13 protein-coding genes are annotated in these 15,130 nt (G+C 42.2%); 6 read left to right on the top strand and 7 right to left on the bottom strand.

Going from position 1 to position 15,130, the window contains the following annotated elements; translation table 11 throughout:
* The first annotated feature begins 30 nt into the window (after positions 1–30).
* From dnaK to AC1D0K_RS21055, 3 genes are all read left to right on the top strand, one after another.
* Entirely contained in the window at positions 31–1,944 is a 1,914-nt protein-coding gene (gene dnaK, locus AC1D0K_RS21045) for a molecular chaperone DnaK (protein ID WP_295717601.1), read from the top strand.
* 409 nt (positions 1,945–2,353) lie between these two features.
* On the top strand, positions 2,354–3,373 hold the full coding sequence (locus tag AC1D0K_RS21050) for a Gfo/Idh/MocA family oxidoreductase (protein WP_477399297.1): 1,020 nt from the start codon (positions 2,354–2,356) through the stop codon (positions 3,371–3,373).
* Between the two features lie 42 nt (positions 3,374–3,415).
* Positions 3,416–3,904 carry a TlpA family protein disulfide reductase gene (locus tag AC1D0K_RS21055; RefSeq protein ID WP_295717597.1) on the top strand — a complete coding sequence of 163 codons (489 nt, stop codon included), beginning with the start codon at positions 3,416–3,418 and terminating at the stop codon, positions 3,902–3,904.
* Positions 3,905–4,025: 121 nt separating this feature from the next.
* Here AC1D0K_RS21055 and AC1D0K_RS21060 read toward each other — a convergent pair whose 3' ends face one another.
* The 3 genes from AC1D0K_RS21060 to AC1D0K_RS21070 form a co-directional block, all read right to left on the bottom strand.
* Positions 4,026–5,000 carry a transglutaminase family protein gene (locus tag AC1D0K_RS21060; protein WP_295717596.1) on the bottom strand — a complete coding sequence of 325 codons (975 nt, stop codon included), beginning with the start codon at positions 4,998–5,000 and terminating at the stop codon, positions 4,026–4,028.
* A gap of 114 nt (positions 5,001–5,114) precedes the next feature.
* Positions 5,115–6,050: an alpha-E domain-containing protein gene (locus AC1D0K_RS21065; RefSeq protein ID WP_295717595.1), complete on the bottom strand. Its 936-nt coding sequence runs from the start codon at positions 6,048–6,050 to the stop codon at positions 5,115–5,117.
* Positions 6,051–6,148: 98 nt separating this feature from the next.
* Entirely contained in the window at positions 6,149–7,597 is a 1,449-nt protein-coding gene (locus tag AC1D0K_RS21070; protein WP_477399303.1) for a circularly permuted type 2 ATP-grasp protein, read from the bottom strand.
* A gap of 524 nt (positions 7,598–8,121) precedes the next feature.
* Here AC1D0K_RS21070 and AC1D0K_RS21075 point away from each other — a divergent pair.
* Positions 8,122–8,880, top strand: a complete 759-nt coding sequence (locus AC1D0K_RS21075; RefSeq protein WP_477398423.1) for a hypothetical protein — start codon at positions 8,122–8,124, stop codon at positions 8,878–8,880.
* A 17-nt stretch (positions 8,881–8,897) separates the two neighbouring features.
* Here AC1D0K_RS21075 and AC1D0K_RS21080 read toward each other — a convergent pair whose 3' ends face one another.
* Positions 8,898–9,761 carry an AraC family transcriptional regulator gene (locus tag AC1D0K_RS21080; RefSeq protein ID WP_477398421.1) on the bottom strand — a complete coding sequence of 288 codons (864 nt, stop codon included), beginning with the start codon at positions 9,759–9,761 and terminating at the stop codon, positions 8,898–8,900.
* An 89-nt stretch (positions 9,762–9,850) separates the two neighbouring features.
* Between AC1D0K_RS21080 and AC1D0K_RS21085 the strand changes: the two genes are divergently transcribed.
* Together AC1D0K_RS21085 and AC1D0K_RS21090 are read left to right on the top strand one after the other, a co-directional pair.
* Positions 9,851–10,861 carry a zinc-dependent alcohol dehydrogenase family protein gene (locus AC1D0K_RS21085; protein ID WP_477398419.1) on the top strand — a complete coding sequence of 337 codons (1,011 nt, stop codon included), beginning with the start codon at positions 9,851–9,853 and terminating at the stop codon, positions 10,859–10,861.
* Between the two features lie 52 nt (positions 10,862–10,913).
* Positions 10,914–11,282, top strand: coding sequence for a hypothetical protein (locus AC1D0K_RS21090; protein ID WP_477398417.1), 369 nt, complete (start codon positions 10,914–10,916; stop codon positions 11,280–11,282).
* Positions 11,283–11,335: 53 nt separating this feature from the next.
* Here AC1D0K_RS21090 and AC1D0K_RS21095 read toward each other — a convergent pair whose 3' ends face one another.
* From AC1D0K_RS21095 to AC1D0K_RS21105, 3 genes are all read right to left on the bottom strand, one after another.
* Positions 11,336–12,121 carry a succinate dehydrogenase/fumarate reductase iron-sulfur subunit gene (locus tag AC1D0K_RS21095; protein WP_295721441.1) on the bottom strand — a complete coding sequence of 262 codons (786 nt, stop codon included), beginning with the start codon at positions 12,119–12,121 and terminating at the stop codon, positions 11,336–11,338.
* A 120-nt stretch (positions 12,122–12,241) separates the two neighbouring features.
* Positions 12,242–14,176: a fumarate reductase/succinate dehydrogenase flavoprotein subunit gene (locus AC1D0K_RS21100; RefSeq protein WP_477398415.1), complete on the bottom strand. Its 1,935-nt coding sequence runs from the start codon at positions 14,174–14,176 to the stop codon at positions 12,242–12,244.
* A 97-nt stretch (positions 14,177–14,273) separates the two neighbouring features.
* Positions 14,274–15,056, bottom strand: a complete 783-nt coding sequence (locus AC1D0K_RS21105) for a succinate dehydrogenase cytochrome b subunit (protein WP_477398413.1) — start codon at positions 15,054–15,056, stop codon at positions 14,274–14,276.
* Between the last annotated feature and the right edge of the window lie 74 nt (positions 15,057–15,130).

The raw sequence follows: 15,130 nt of genomic DNA on the forward strand, positions 1-15,130 counted from the left end.
AAATTAATAAAATCAAGAAAAAACAATCATATGTCTAAAATAATTGGAATCGACTTAGGAACAACAAACTCCTGCGTGGCTGTAATGGAAGGTAACGAACCTGTAGTTATAGCAAACAGCGAGGGCAAACGTACTACGCCGTCCGTAGTAGCTTTTATAGATAACGGCGAGCGTAAAGTTGGCGATCCTGCAAAGCGTCAGGCAATCACTAACCCTACAAAAACCATCTCATCTATCAAACGCTTTATGGGTAACCAGTTTAACGAGGTTACAAGTGAAGCTGCACGTGTACCTTATAATGTAGTTAAAGGTGACAACAACACTCCGCGTGTTGAAATTGGCGACCGTAAATATACTCCACAAGAGATCTCTGCAATGATCCTTCAGAAAATGAAGAAAACTGCTGAAGACTTTTTAGGACATGAAGTTACAGAAGCTGTTATCACTGTACCAGCTTACTTTAACGATGCACAACGTCAGGCCACTAAAGAAGCCGGTGAAATTGCTGGTTTAAAAGTACGTCGTATCATTAACGAACCTACTGCTGCTGCCTTAGCTTATGGCTTTGATAAAGCACACAAGGATATGAAAATTGCAGTTTTTGACTGCGGTGGTGGTACACATGACGTATCAATCCTTGAATTAGGTGATGGCGTTTTTGAAGTAAAATCAACTGATGGTGATACTCACTTAGGTGGTGATGACTTTGACCAGGTAATTATTGACTGGTTGGCTGATGAATTTAAAAGCGATGAAGGTATTGATCTGCGGAAAGATCCAATGGCTTTGCAACGTTTAAAAGAATCTGCCGAAAAAGCTAAAATTGAGTTATCAAGTTCTGCACAAACAGAAATTAACTTACCATACATTACTGCTGCTGATGGCATGCCAAAGCACTTGGTTAAAACTTTAACCCGTGCTAAATTTGAGCAACTGGCAGATAGCCTGATCAAACGTACTATTGAGCCTTGCAGAACTGCATTGAAAAATGCTGGTTACAGCACTTCTGATATCGACGAAGTTATCCTTGTAGGTGGTTCTACACGTATCCCTGCAATACAGGAAGCTGTTCAAAAATTCTTTGGTAAAACTCCTTCAAAAGGTGTTAACCCTGATGAAGTTGTTGCAATTGGTGCTGCTATTCAAGGTGGTGTGTTAACAGGTGAGGTTAAGGATGTGTTGTTATTGGATGTTACTCCACTTTCATTAGGTATTGAAACTATGGGTGGTGTAATGACAAAATTAATTGAGGCAAACACAACTATCCCAACTAAAAAATCTGAAACTTTCTCAACTGCGTCTGATAGCCAGCCATCTGTAGAGATTCACATATTACAGGGTGAGCGCCCAATGGCTGCGGGTAACCGTACTATAGGCCGTTTCCACCTGGATGGTATTCCACCAGCACCTCGTGGTGTACCACAGGTGGAAGTAACTTTTGATATTGATGCCAACGGTATATTGCATGTATCTGCTAAAGATAAAGCAACCGGTAAAGAGCAAAAAATCCGTATCGAAGCTTCTTCTGGCTTAACTGATGCTGAGATCAAGAAGATGAAGGATGAGGCTGAAGCAAATGCTGAATCAGATAAAAAAGCACGCGAAGAAGTTGAAAAACTGAATGGTGCTGATGCTTTGATCTTCTCAACAGAAAAACAACTGAAAGAGTACGGCGATAAAATTTCTGCCGACAAAAAAGGTCCTATCGAAGCTGGTTTAGCTAAGTTGAAAGAAGCTTATGCTGCTAAAAACTTCGATGCGATAGACGCCGCTCAAACTGAACTGAATGCTGCATGGGCTACTGCATCTGAAGAGATGTACAAAGCTGCAGGTGACGCTCAGCAAGGTGGTCAGCCTGAAGGTAACACAGGAGCAGGTGCGCAGGATCATGGCGATACTGTAACTGATGTTGACTTTGAAGAAGTTAAAGACGAAAAAAACTAAGTTTTAGTTAAATACATTGTAAAGCCCGGCTGGATTAGTTCAGCCGGGCTTTTTTGTGTTAAGGATTTTTCCAACCCCTAATTGCGAGGGACGAAGCAATCTTCAACTATGCAGATCGGATTTACCTGGCTACTCTGTTGATAGGGGATTACTTCGTTTCTACCCATGATGTTTTGTCTTTCGAGGTGGGTAGGCCTGTCAGTCTGAGCCTGTCGAAGACTCGCGCGTTGAGGCCATTGCCCACTATGCTTCGACGGGGCTCAGCATGACAGCCCTTTTAACAACATCATTCTCCCTCAAGAATCCGGGGTTTTAAAACTCGCAATGACGTTACAGAAGAACTTTATCATTATCTAAAAACCTCCCGCAAATAATCTTATTTTTACTCCCAAACTAAAGGCAAACACCTATGTCAACAAAACCAATAGTAACCGGCCTGATGGCCTACGGCATGTCGGGCAGAATTTTTCATGCTCCATTTTTAACCACTAACCCCGGCTTTACTTTTAAAGCAGTTGTAGAACGTCATGAAAAAAAGGCCGGTAAAATATATCCGGATGTAATTAGCTATAATTCAGTTGATGAACTGCTTAATGATGCTGAAATTGAACTGATCGTAGTTAACACACCCAACAATACCCACTTTGACTATGCCATGCAGGCCCTTAATGCCGGGAAACATGTGCTGATAGAAAAACCTGCGGCAGTAACTTCTGCAGAGGTAAAGGCTTTGTTTGATTTAGGCAGAAAGTTGAATCTTAAGGTAATGATCTACCAGAACCGCAGATACGACAGCGGTTTTCTATCGGTGAAAAAGGTAATTGAAAGCGGGCGTCTTGGTGAGTTAATAGAGGTTCATTTTCGGTTGGATAGGTACCGGATGCCTATTGGTGTAAAACAATTTAAAGAAACCAAAGGCACCCCCGGTAATGGCTTAACTTATGATTTGGGTGCACACCTTGTTGATAACGCGATCAGTATATTTGGCAGACCATTAAGCTATATAAAAACTACTGCCACTCACCGGCCCGGCTCGCAGGTGGATGATTACTTCAATATTCACTTAACCTATCCTAATCAGCTGCATGTTTATTTAACTTCGGGATTACTTATTGCCGAGGCGTTGCCCGGCTTTGTGATTCACGGAACATTAGGCAGTTTTGTTAAATTACGCACCGATGTACAGGAAGCCCAATTGGATACAGGCATGATGCCAACCGACGAAGGTTTTGGTATAGAACCTTTAGGTAGTGAAGGAAAATTGGTGCTGATGGGCACCGATAATCAGAAAACAGTGGAGTGGTTTCCGTCAGACAAAGGTAATTACAATGGATTATTTGATGCGGTGTATCATACCGTGCGCGAAAACGCGTTATTCCCTGTAACAGAAGAACATATTGCCTGGCAGTTGGAATTGCTGGAGAGTTAAAAATATCGTAACTATGCTTTAATGAAAAATTTTATCAATACAATGAAGAGAATATACTTGTTGCTTTGCCTTATTGTAGCTGCAGGCTGCAGCCAGGCTCAAACCATGCCTGCCAACAGCAAAATTGCACCATATCACATACTGACAACCGACAGCGTTTACGTAACGCCCGCCGACCTGAAAAAGAATAAGCCTGTAATGGTGATCTATTTTTCGCCGGATTGCAGCCATTGCCAACATTTGATGTATGACCTGAAACCACAGATGGATAAGCTGAAAGGAGTACAGATAGTTATGATCACCTTTGTTAATCAGTTAAAAGCTATCCAGGTTTTTCAGCGTGATTTTGACCTGGCCAAATACCACAATATTACCATTGGTACCGAAGGGTACACTTATGTAGTGCAACGATATTATCACGTGCAAACAACGCCATACATCGCCATTTACGACAAAAACGGAAAGTTATTCCAGGCCTTTGATAAAGTGCCAAAAATTCCGGTATTGATGGAGACGATTAAGAAAGTGTAAGCTGAAGATTGCAGATTTCAGATTTCAAATGAGCAGATGATTTGTTTTGATGTCTGATATCTCCCACGCGTCATTGCTTCGTACCTCGCAATGACGTTTTTTGCTTAACACACCTGCACATCTATTGCTGCTGTTGTTGTTGCTGCTGTTGCTGAATGATCTCCATATAGCGCTGGTAGCTATTTTTAGGAATATCGGTTACTTGTTGAAGCGGGGTGTCATAATGTGGTTTATCGTCAATGCAAAACCCGTTCCCATCGTCAACGGTAACAGCAACTTCAAGTTTATGGCCTGATGAGCCTTTATATACGCCCTTCACCGGCGAACAATCAGAAAAGTTACGACCAACAGCCAGGCGCACATGGGTTTCATTGGCGACGCAGTTATTGGTAGGATCGATACCCAGCCAGCCATAATCCGGGATATAGGCTTCGGCCCAGGCATGGGTAGCGCCTTCTCCACGCATATTACTGCTATGAGTACATATATAGCCGCTTACGTAACGTGCAGGGATCTTTAATAAGCGCAGCATCACCATTAAAATATGCGCGAAATCCTGGCAAACACCAGCTTTTAAATTCCATACCTCATCAAGGGTGGTTTCAACCGTGGTAACGCCCTTTATGTAGTTGAAGTTTTGATAAACATAGCTGCAAAAACGGAGGGCAATCTGGTAGGGGGTATCATCTTTGTTCCGTTCCCGGTCAACTACAACCTGCAATTCGGGTAAGCCTTCAAAATACTCCTGCTTTAAAAAATCAATATAAGGTACCATATATTGAATGTTTTTCAGGTATTCCCATTGTTGCTCGGGGAAGATATCATTTACCGGTAATGGTCGTTGCCTGGTGGTAACACTTAGCTTTGAATTGATGAGCATTACCGAATGCCGTTCGCTGTAAGTAAAGCTACCCACCTCGTTGCCGTAATAATCAGTATGCGTATCCACAACAGGGTTACCAGTAATTTGCATCTCCTGGTGAATTACATCCTGGTATTCATCTTTGATGGGGTACAGTATGATCTGGTTGGCGCTATCGCGTACCATCCCTTCATAGGTGTATTTGGTTATATGTTGTATTTTAAATTCAGGCATGTTTTCAATTGTTTAATTTGACGATTTGAAAATGAATCAACTCATCCATTATTAATCCTCAAATTGTTTATTAGTCATTTTCAAATTTTCAAATCAGCGAACTCTCAAATTAATTTATGAGTTGGCAAAGTAATATTCGTTTAGTGAGTTACCTATACCATAGAGCTCCGTTCGGATTTGTGTTAAAAACAAATGCAATCCCTCGGCCCGGATGCTCCTTACCGAACTGTATTTGATCCGGCTTTGTAAACGACCGATCTGGAATGACATCTCGCGGAATGTATCAACATTGGTATCATTCTTTAACCTATCAAAATAACGTTGGATGTTATTTACCGAATAGATAACCGAGCGTGGGAAATCGTTGTTTAAAACAACCTGTTCCAGCACATTCTCGGCCTCAAAGCCTTCCCTGTAGGTTTTAAGGTATAACTCATATCCGCCTAAAGAAAGCAATAAATGTTTCCAATAAGTGGTATCCGTCAACAGATCGGGGTTATCACTTATCGAACTAAATTTGGTATCCAAAATATCCACTGATTGTATAGCCCGCTCCAGGTATTTACCAATATTCATAAAACTCCGGCCTTCGCCCCGTTCCATCGTTATCTCAACCGTGCCATAATAAAGCATCACCTGTTTTATTAATACGTCAAGCACACCAATAGGGTCCTCGCGCTGTAGGGAGCGCTCCAGGCGCGAGTCTTTCACCGTATGGTAATACTCGTTAAGGCATTGCCATAAGTCCTTGGTGATGTGTTCCTGTACGCCACGCGCGTTTTCGCGGGCCAGCGTTATAATGCTGAGGATCGAGTTAGGGTTGTTTTTGCCCGTAACCATATATTTTAAAACCGCACGGCTGTCATTATCCAGCTTATCGGCCTCATCTTCATTCACCCCGGCAAATATCCTGATCACCGGCTCCCAGGTAAACTCCTGGATGGTATCCTGCGATGAGGCATAATTAATTTTGAGCATCCGTAGCATACCATCGCTGCGCTCAATGTAGCGGCTTAACCAATAAAAACTTGCTGCAACTCTGCTTAACATATATCTTTTAATTTCGGATTTGGGATGTTCGATTTGGGATTTACTTATCCTTTATTTTTGTCCTTATTCTTTTGTCTTTTAATCCTTGCTCCCAAACCCTACGCCAATACCCATGTATCCTTACTGCCACCGCCCTGCGAGCTATTAACTACCAGTGAGCCTTCTTTTAAGGCAACACGTGTTAGTCCGCCGGGCACTATTTCTATGCCATCCGGGCCATATAATGCATAGGGGCGCAGATCAATACGGCGGGGTGTTAGTGAACCCTGCATATAACATGGCGCCGATGACAAGCTGATAGTTGGTTGCGCTATAAAGTTACGGGGATCTTTCAGGATCTCTTTTTTATAATCGTCAATCTCCTGCTCAGATGCCGCGTGCCCCATCAGCATGCCGTATCCACCGCTGCCATTGGTTTTTTTAACCACCATTTTATTAAGGTTTTTAAACACATAGTCGCGCTCATCGCGGTTCCCTAATTGGTGGGTGGGTACGTTTTTCAGTATCGGTTCTTCGTTCAGGTAATAGCGAATCATATCGGGTACATAAACATATACCGCCTTATCATCGGCAACCCCGGTGCCTATAGCGTTTACAATGGCAACATTGCCTTTACGATAAGCGCCCATAATACCCGCAACACCCAGCATGCTTGCCGGGTTAAATACAAGTGGATCTAAATATTCATCATCAACCCTGCGGTATATTACATCAACCTGTTGCAAACCGGTAGTGGTTTTCATATAAACCTTGTGGTTATTCACCACCAGGTCGCGCCCCTCAACCAGTTCAACACCCATTAAACGGGCAAGAGTAGTATGCTCAAAATAAGCAGAGTTATAAATCCCCGGACTCAGCAATACAATGGTGGGGTTGGAGATTTGCCTGGGCGATAATGCCAGTAGGTTTTTATACAATATGGTTGGATATTCCGTCACGCTCCTGACCCCGCATTGCGGCAGCAGATCAGGGAACAGGCGTTTGGTTATCTCCCGGTTCTCCAGCATATAACTTACTCCAGATGGGGTGCGCAGGTTATCCTCGAGTACGTAAAAGATACCGTCTTCATCGCGGATCAGGTCGATGCCCGAAATATGTACATAAATATCATACGGTACTTTCAGCTGGTACATCTCGCGCAAAAAATGCGGGCACGAATATATAATATCAATAGGCACGATGCCGTCCTTTACAATAAACTGGTTATGGTAAATATCTTTCAGGAAAAGATTAAGCGCGGTAAGGCGTTGCTTAATACCGCGTTCAACAAAGGCCCATTCACTGGCGGTAATAATACGGGGGATGATATCAAACGGAAATATTTTTTCGATACCCTCGCCGCTGTTGTACACGGTGAAGGTGATACCCTGGCTCATGAACAGGCGCTTGGCCAGCTCTTCCTTTTTGTTGAGATCATCGGCCGATTCTTGTGAAATATATTCAATTACCTTACGATAATGCTCGCGAACATTGCTGTCCGAGCCGTACATTTCGTCCCAAACACCTTCAATGGGGTTATATTTATCAAAATAAGCTGATTCCTGCATAAAAAAATGATGAAAATGTAAAAGTTACTAATCAGTTATTTTTAAAAATGTAATTTATGAAGTGTTTTTGATAAAAAAGCAAATTATTTTGATTTTTTTGTGAATATTTTAATTGATTTTTCATTTTTAACAGGATTTAGGTATTAATATGGTAAATAATACGAGTAAATTTAACTCACAATGGCTGTTTTGTTTGGATAAGATATCAATTATTAACCGGATTAAAGCTATATTATTCTCTTTATGCTCATTCAAATTGTCAAAAACTCCTGCTTTTTATTGGGGGGAGCGTGTTGTTACTCATTGTAGTTAGGTCAAACCAAAACATATTAGCAAAAAACTAAGTAGGTAGTCAATGTATTGGCTTTTGCACAAAATATAAATTGAGATCCAGCAAGGTAACTTCTTAAATAATGTCCTGATTATAAGATTTGTATCAAATATTATATTTAAATTAGTTGGAGGGTTATTGTAAGGAAGTGCCAATTATTTTACCCTGATTCAAACGTAGGTGGGTTTTGAATATGAAAATCGTATGGAGCATAGTTATTTTCCTGGCAGGGTGCCTTCAGGCATTGGCGCAAACTACTGTTCTGGCCGATAATCCCGATGATGGGTGCAAAATTAAGTTCGAAAAAATCAAAGTAAAAATTGACGACAGGCGAAGAAAGTACGAATTTAATGTGCAGGAATACAAGGATGGCCTGTTCTGCAGTGAGTGCCGGCGAACTAAAAGCGAAATTGAAGAACGGGTAAATATTAGTTTTGCCCAACACATAAAAGATGGTGCAGCCCATAACAGGCATGCTATAGCCACCCGGCAAATGTATGATGATCTTTACACGGAGTACATGACCGATTTTAATCGCTTTAAGGAAGAGTATGACGATAAATATAACGATTGCGGGGGCGACGCCGCTCAGATACCGCTGCAAACAATAACTAACCAACAACTGCAATTATATACCAGTAAACTTAGTGGCGATACAAGCTTTTATAATTCAGAGGTTGAGGTATTCCGTATCGATTATAATTTTTATTATGCCTGGGCCATAAGGATTAGTATTGTTAAATGGCAAATTATCAGTGGTTTTGAAACTATTCAAGTCGCAAAAAAAAGCTATAGAAGAGGGATGAATAGCACAAGCAATAGTATTACACAAGCAGGCAATATGTTAAATAATTATTTAAACACTTTGGCCGATAAACAGCAGGCTGGGTTTTTGAATATAGGTTTGCAATCGCCGGTATGGCCGTTGAAAGGCGTATTGGTGGCTAAATAACGGAGGCTCTTCTTTAATCAGATTGTTGCCGTTAACTTTTCTTTCACGCCCATCTTCCTGAAATCAGATGGGTTTACATGTTTATATTTTTTAAAGATCCGGTTAAGGTGACTTTCGTCATTAAAACCAAGTTCATTGGCAATTTCGGCCATGCGCATATTGCTATGAAGCAAGCGGTTTTCAATTAGTTTGAGCTTGTAATTGATGATGTACTGCTGCATGGTTTCGCTGGTATGTTTTTTGAAATAGCGGCCCAGATAGGTTTCGGAGATCCCCATTTTATCGCTTATAACTTCTGCCTTTAATTTTTCGGGGAAGTAGATATTCGCCTGGATATATTGCAAAATATTCAATGCCTTTTCTTCGGTTGTTTCGTCAACTTCCTGGGGCAAGCTAAGGGCAATGTTGCGGGTAACAATCATAATAACCGTGTATATATACTGTTGCAATAGCTCTTTGCTATATAGGCCATGATTTAAATGCTCGGTTATTACAGCATTCATTATAGATTTCATAACCGGCCGGTCATCATAGTTTTTGATCACACAGCCCGGCGCCTGGTTAGCATTTTTTAAAATAAATTCCAGGTTTTTCAGCATCTCACCGGATAGGTTGTGCTGTTTAATATAATCTAAATTGAACCGGATAAACAGAAATTGTGTGGTAGTTTCAATAGTAAAATAGTGCGAATCATTGGGCGTAAGTAAAAACAAATGTCCCGGTTTATAGGTAAATTTACTTTGGTTGATGCACTGCTTACCTGTACCGCTCACAATATAAATAAACTCAAAGAAACTGTGCGAGTGCATGTTACGGGGGCATACATCCATAGGTTCTCTGAGTACTATCTCAAACGGCTGATACAGGTTATCTTTTACCATAGCATAAATGTACAATTATTACGAAATATTGTGCAAGGATTTTGGTTCTTTTCTTGCATAATTTTACATCGCTAAAACAAAATAGAACGATGAAAACTAACCACCTAACAACAATGATGGCGCTTGTATTAGAGGCTGCCAATACCCCATTTAAACTTACAGAGGTTGATCGGCCGGTTGCCGGCGCGGGCCAGGTTCTGGTGCGTATAGTGGCCAGCGACGTAAGTCCGCTTGATAATAAAATCCGTACAGGCGGCGGCGCGCATGCAAAGCAGGCTTTACCCGCTATTTTAGGGATGGACCTTGCCGGAATAGTAGAGGAAGTTGGTGCAGGCGTTACTAACTTTAAACCTGGCGACGAGGTTTATGGTATGGCAGGGGGTATCGGCGGCCTGCAGGGCACTCTTGCCGAATATGGCGCATTTGACGCCGACTTGCTGGCTATAAAACCGGCTAACCTAAGTATGCGCCAGGTGGCCGCATTGCCATTGAATTTTATTACCGCCTGGGAAGGCCTGGTTGACAGGGCTAAAGTAAGCGTTGGGCAAAAGGTGTTGATTCACGGTGGGGCAGGTGGCGTAGGGCATTTGGCCATACAAATAGCCAAAGCTTATTGCGCCGATGTTTTTGCAACGGGCAGCGCAGCGCAACAGGGATATATAGAAAGCCTGGGCGCCACTTTTATTGACTACCGGACTACTACGGTTGATGAATATGTAAATAAATATACCGGGGGAGATGGTTTTGATATTGTGTATGATACCGTTGGCGGCGCAACGCTTGATGCATCATTTAACGCCGCACGTTATTATACAGGTCATGTATTAAGTAGCCTCGGTTGGGGCGAGCACAAGTTGGCGCCACTATCATTCAGAGGAGCAACCTATTCAGGCGTATTTACGCTCATGCCAATGATCACCGGAAAAGGCCGTAAACGTCATGGGGAGATTATGCGGGCGGCTACCAAACTTGCCGAAGCAGGTAAACTGCAGCCTTTGGTTGATGAAAGAAAATTTACCCTGGCAACAGCACAACAGGCGCATGAGATCATAGAAAATGGGAAGACTGTAGGGAAGTTGGTGGTGGATGTGATAGAGTAATTGAATTTTCAAGGGGAATATGTATGTTTAACGGCTAAGTAATAACACGCAAATGCATATCCTCAAAGACTTTAAAATTATTTTCCCCGGTGGATACGGTGAAGCCGATGAATTGATGGATAATATTGACATCAACATTATTCTCAAAAATGGAGATGTGTATTTTGCAACAGCATTTACTTTGCAAAACATTGGGTCCCTCATGAGCAGGGATGATGGTTCAGTATTTTGGGCTACTGATATGTTTATTGTAAAAAATATAACTAAAACAACCTTAAGAGATGCTGTTGCTGAACTAATAGCGCAAGGAAACTATATTTCAGATGCTTTTACGTGGATTGGTACTATGGATAAACAATATCCAGGGAAAACGTTCGACGATCTGCCCGACATGGCAGATGGTTTTAATATTTCTAATTAACAAAAAAGGTCTGGAAAACTCCAGACCTTTTAATATTTTTAAACAGAACAATCTTAGTGTTTGTCTTCGTGGATCTCTTCTTCTCTAAACAGCTTAGCACTGAAAAAATCATTGTTCATGCGGGCAATATTGGTCAGCTTAATTTCTTTAGGGCATTCAGCTTCGCATGCACCAGTGTTGGTACAACTGCCAAATCCTTCTTCGTCCATTTGGGCAACCATTGATTGTGCACGACGGTAACGCTCTGGCTGGCCTTGCGGCAACAAGCCTAACTGGGTTATCTTTGCTCCAACAAAAAGCATGGCCGAAGCATTTTTACATGCTGCAACGCAGGCACCGCAACCGATACAAGTTGCAGAGTTAAATGCTTCGTCGGCAATAACTTTAGGGATAGCGATGGCATTACCATCGGGTACACCACCGGTATTAACTGATACATAACCACCAGCCTGCTGGATCCTGTCGAAAGCAGAGCGATCAACAGCCAGGTCTTTTACAACAGGGAATGCTGATGCGCGCCATGGCTCAATAGTAATGGTTTCACCATCATGAAAAGTACGCATGTGCAGCTGGCAGGTAGTAACACCTCGCTTAGGCCCATGTGGGTGGCCATTGATATATAACGAGCACATGCCACAAATACCTTCGCGGCAATCGTGATCAAAGTTGATAGGCTCGTCGCCTTTGTGGGTTAAACTTTCGTTAACAACGTCAAGCATTTCCAGGAATGACATATCAGGCGAAATACTTTCGGCCTTGTAGGTCACAAATTTGCCCGATGTTTGAGCGTTTTTTTGACGCCATACTTTCAGCGTCAGGTTCATATTTCCGTTACTCATCTCTTTAAGATTTTGTATCAAATGTTTTGTTGTTAGTATCAACTCGAAAGTATCAAGTATCAAGATTTTTTTGCTTCCGTCCTGATACTTGATACTAACTAATTGCTACTATATCGCTACTTACGCGTAATTTCTTTGCGATAGATGAACTGATTCAAATACCAATGCTTCTTTATGTAATACTTCTGGCTGGTTTTCACCTTTAAACTCCCAGGCTGCCACAAACGCGAAGTTTTCATCGTCGCGCAGTGCCTCGCCATCGGCGGTTTGTGATTCAACCCTGAAGTGACCGCCGCATGATTCGCGGCGCATCAAAGCGTCATCAACCATCAGTTCGCCCAGTTCAATGAAATCGGCAATCCGGCCCGCTCTTTCCAACGAAGCGTTTACTTCTTCGTTTTCGCCGGTTACGATGGCGTTTTTCCAGAAATCAACTTTCAGTGCCTGGATCAATCCTTTAGCTTTTTTCAGTCCTTCTTCTGTACGTGCCATTCCGCAATATTCCCACATAATATGGCCAAGGTCGCGGTGGTATTCGTTAACAGTTTTATTGCCTTTTAAAGCCAACAGTTTATTGATATATGTAATTACATCCTGTTTGGTTTTCTCAAAAGCAGGGTGTGAAATGTCAACCTTTTTAGGGCCAATTTTTGCCAGGTAATCGCCAAGTGTATAAGGTATTACAAAATAACCATCAGATAAACCCTGCATCAAAGCAGATGCACCTAAACGGTTAGCGCCGTGGTCAGAGAAGTTACACTCACCTAAAGCATATAATCCCGGTACATTGGTGCTCAGGTTATAATCAACCCAAAGGCCGCCCATGGTATAGTGAACAGCAGGGTAAATACGCATTGGCTGTTTGTACGGGTTCTCGTCGGTTATCTGGATATACATATCAAACAGGTTACCATATTTGGCTTTCACTGTTTCTTCGCCCAAACGTTTAATAGCATCGGCAAAGTCAAGGAAAACCGCAAAGCCTGAACCACCTACGCCTTTACCTTCTTCAATCATTTCCTTGGCGTTACGTGAAGCCACGTCGCGCGGAACAAGGTTACCAAACGCCGGATATTTACGTTCAAGGAAGTAATCACGATCGTCCTCTTTTACCTGGTCGGCCTTGATAGTGCCTTTACGCAATTGCTCAGCAATCTCTACAGTTTTTGGAGCCCAAACGCGTCCATCGTTACGCAGCGACTCAGACATCAGCGTAAGCTTTGACTGGTGATCACCGCTTACCGGGATACATGTTGGGTGAATTTGTGTATAACATGGGTTACCGAAGAAAGCGCCACGTTTGTGTGCCCTCCAGGCCGCAGTTACGTTGGAGCCAATGGCATTTGTTGACAGGTAGAAAACGTTGCTATATCCACCGGTACATAACAATACCGCATGGCCTGCATGTGTTTCAATAGCGCCGGTGATCATGTTGCGGGTAACAATACCTTTGGCATGGCCATCTATGGTAACAACATCCAGCATTTCGGTACGGGTGTACATTTTAACTTTACCGGCGTGTATCTGGCGGTTTAATGCCGAGTAAGCACCTAAAAGTAATTGTTGTCCGGTTTGGCCACGTGCATAAAACGTACGTGATACCTGCGAACCACCAAATGAGCGGTTATCCAGCAAGCCGCCGTATTCGCGTGCAAAAGGAACACCCTGTGCAACACATTGGTCAATTATATTAACAGATACTTCGGCAAGGCGGTAAACGTTACCTTCGCGGGCACGGTAGTCACCACCTTTAATAGTATCATAAAACAAACGGTAAACACTGTCACCATCGTTTTGATAGTTTTTTGCTGCGTTGATACCACCCTGTGCTGCAATGGAGTGTGCACGACGGGGGCTATCCTGGAAACAAAAAGATTTTACGTTATAACCAAGCTCGGCCAATGAAGCCGCGGCTGATGCGCCTGCCAAACCCGTACCTACAATAATGATATCGTATTTACGCTTGTTGGCCGGGTTAACCAGCTTCAGGTCAAATTTATGCTTGCTCCATTTTTCGGCTAATGGGCCTTGAGGAATTTTAGCATCTAAACTCATTTCTTTTATAATTTTATATTAGTGAGTAGTTGATAGGGAGAATTGTGCATGGTTTTAATCAATTACAATTTAACTTCATCAACCAAATCCAACTTAATTAACCTCTGTGCACAAAAAAGTAATACACCGGCATCGCTGCAAAAGCCAGCGGAATAATTACCGCAAAAAACCAGGTGCCTACTGCATACACTACAGGTGTGTATTTACGGTGTACCCAGCCCAACGTGCGGAAAGCACTCTGGAAACCATGTAGCAGGTGGAATGATAAAGCACCCATGGCAATTACATAGAATACAACATACCATAAGCTGCTAAAGCTTCTAACCACGCGTGCATGCAGGTCTTTCACCCTTACAATTTCCACATCGTTTACAACAGAAACTGATTTGTTGAACTCGGCATAGCCAGGGTTGTAATCAACATCTGTAGTCACGCCGGTTTTCAGGTCGGTACGGTACTCTTTAAAGCCCATAGTTTTATCGTTATGATAACTGAACCAGAAATCGCTCATGTGAATCACGATGAATAAAAACAGGATTGAACCAAGCAGTCCCATGTTTTTTGACGACCATGTTGCATCTGATTTTGGTGCTACAGCATAACCTACAGGGCGTGCCTTGCGGTTTTTTACTGTTAAAATAATTGCGTACAACGCATGTACCAGGATAGACAGGTAAAGCAGGTATGCAATAACTTCGATAGGTGGAAAATGTGTTAAAAAATTGGCATACACATTAAAACCAAAACCATTATCGTTGCTAAATAACAACAGGTTGCCCCCAAGGTGTACTATGATAAAAGTACACAAAAACAAGCCTGTTAAAGCCATGATAAGCTTTTTTCCCAGCGATGAGTTAAAGGTTTGTTTAATTTCGCTCATTATGAAATAGATTTATTTTGGCAAAAGTATTTATTAAATGCCAAAAGATATAAATGGATTCGGCTTATTAGCGG

This window comes from Mucilaginibacter sp. P1_A3 (assembly GCF_056406855.1).

Excerpts from the sequence above, each read along its gene's own strand:
- dnaK (WP_295717601.1), top strand. The coding sequence starts at position 31 with ATGTCTAAAATAATTGGAATCGACTTAGGAACAACAAACTCCTGCGTG.
- AC1D0K_RS21050 (WP_477399297.1), top strand. The coding sequence starts at position 2,354 with ATGTCAACAAAACCAATAGTAACCGGCCTGATGGCCTACGGCATGTCG.
- AC1D0K_RS21055 (WP_295717597.1), top strand. The coding sequence starts at position 3,416 with ATGAAGAGAATATACTTGTTGCTTTGCCTTATTGTAGCTGCAGGCTGC.
- AC1D0K_RS21060 (WP_295717596.1), bottom strand. The coding sequence starts at position 5,000 with ATGCCTGAATTTAAAATACAACATATAACCAAATACACCTATGAAGGG.
- AC1D0K_RS21065 (WP_295717595.1), bottom strand. The coding sequence starts at position 6,050 with ATGTTAAGCAGAGTTGCAGCAAGTTTTTATTGGTTAAGCCGCTACATT.
- AC1D0K_RS21070 (WP_477399303.1), bottom strand. The coding sequence starts at position 7,597 with ATGCAGGAATCAGCTTATTTTGATAAATATAACCCCATTGAAGGTGTT.
- AC1D0K_RS21075 (WP_477398423.1), top strand. The coding sequence starts at position 8,122 with ATGAAAATCGTATGGAGCATAGTTATTTTCCTGGCAGGGTGCCTTCAG.
- AC1D0K_RS21080 (WP_477398421.1), bottom strand. The coding sequence starts at position 9,761 with ATGGTAAAAGATAACCTGTATCAGCCGTTTGAGATAGTACTCAGAGAA.
- AC1D0K_RS21085 (WP_477398419.1), top strand. The coding sequence starts at position 9,851 with ATGAAAACTAACCACCTAACAACAATGATGGCGCTTGTATTAGAGGCT.
- AC1D0K_RS21090 (WP_477398417.1), top strand. The coding sequence starts at position 10,914 with ATGCATATCCTCAAAGACTTTAAAATTATTTTCCCCGGTGGATACGGT.
- AC1D0K_RS21095 (WP_295721441.1), bottom strand. The coding sequence starts at position 12,121 with ATGAGTAACGGAAATATGAACCTGACGCTGAAAGTATGGCGTCAAAAA.
- AC1D0K_RS21100 (WP_477398415.1), bottom strand. The coding sequence starts at position 14,176 with ATGAGTTTAGATGCTAAAATTCCTCAAGGCCCATTAGCCGAAAAATGG.
- AC1D0K_RS21105 (WP_477398413.1), bottom strand. The coding sequence starts at position 15,056 with ATGAGCGAAATTAAACAAACCTTTAACTCATCGCTGGGAAAAAAGCTT.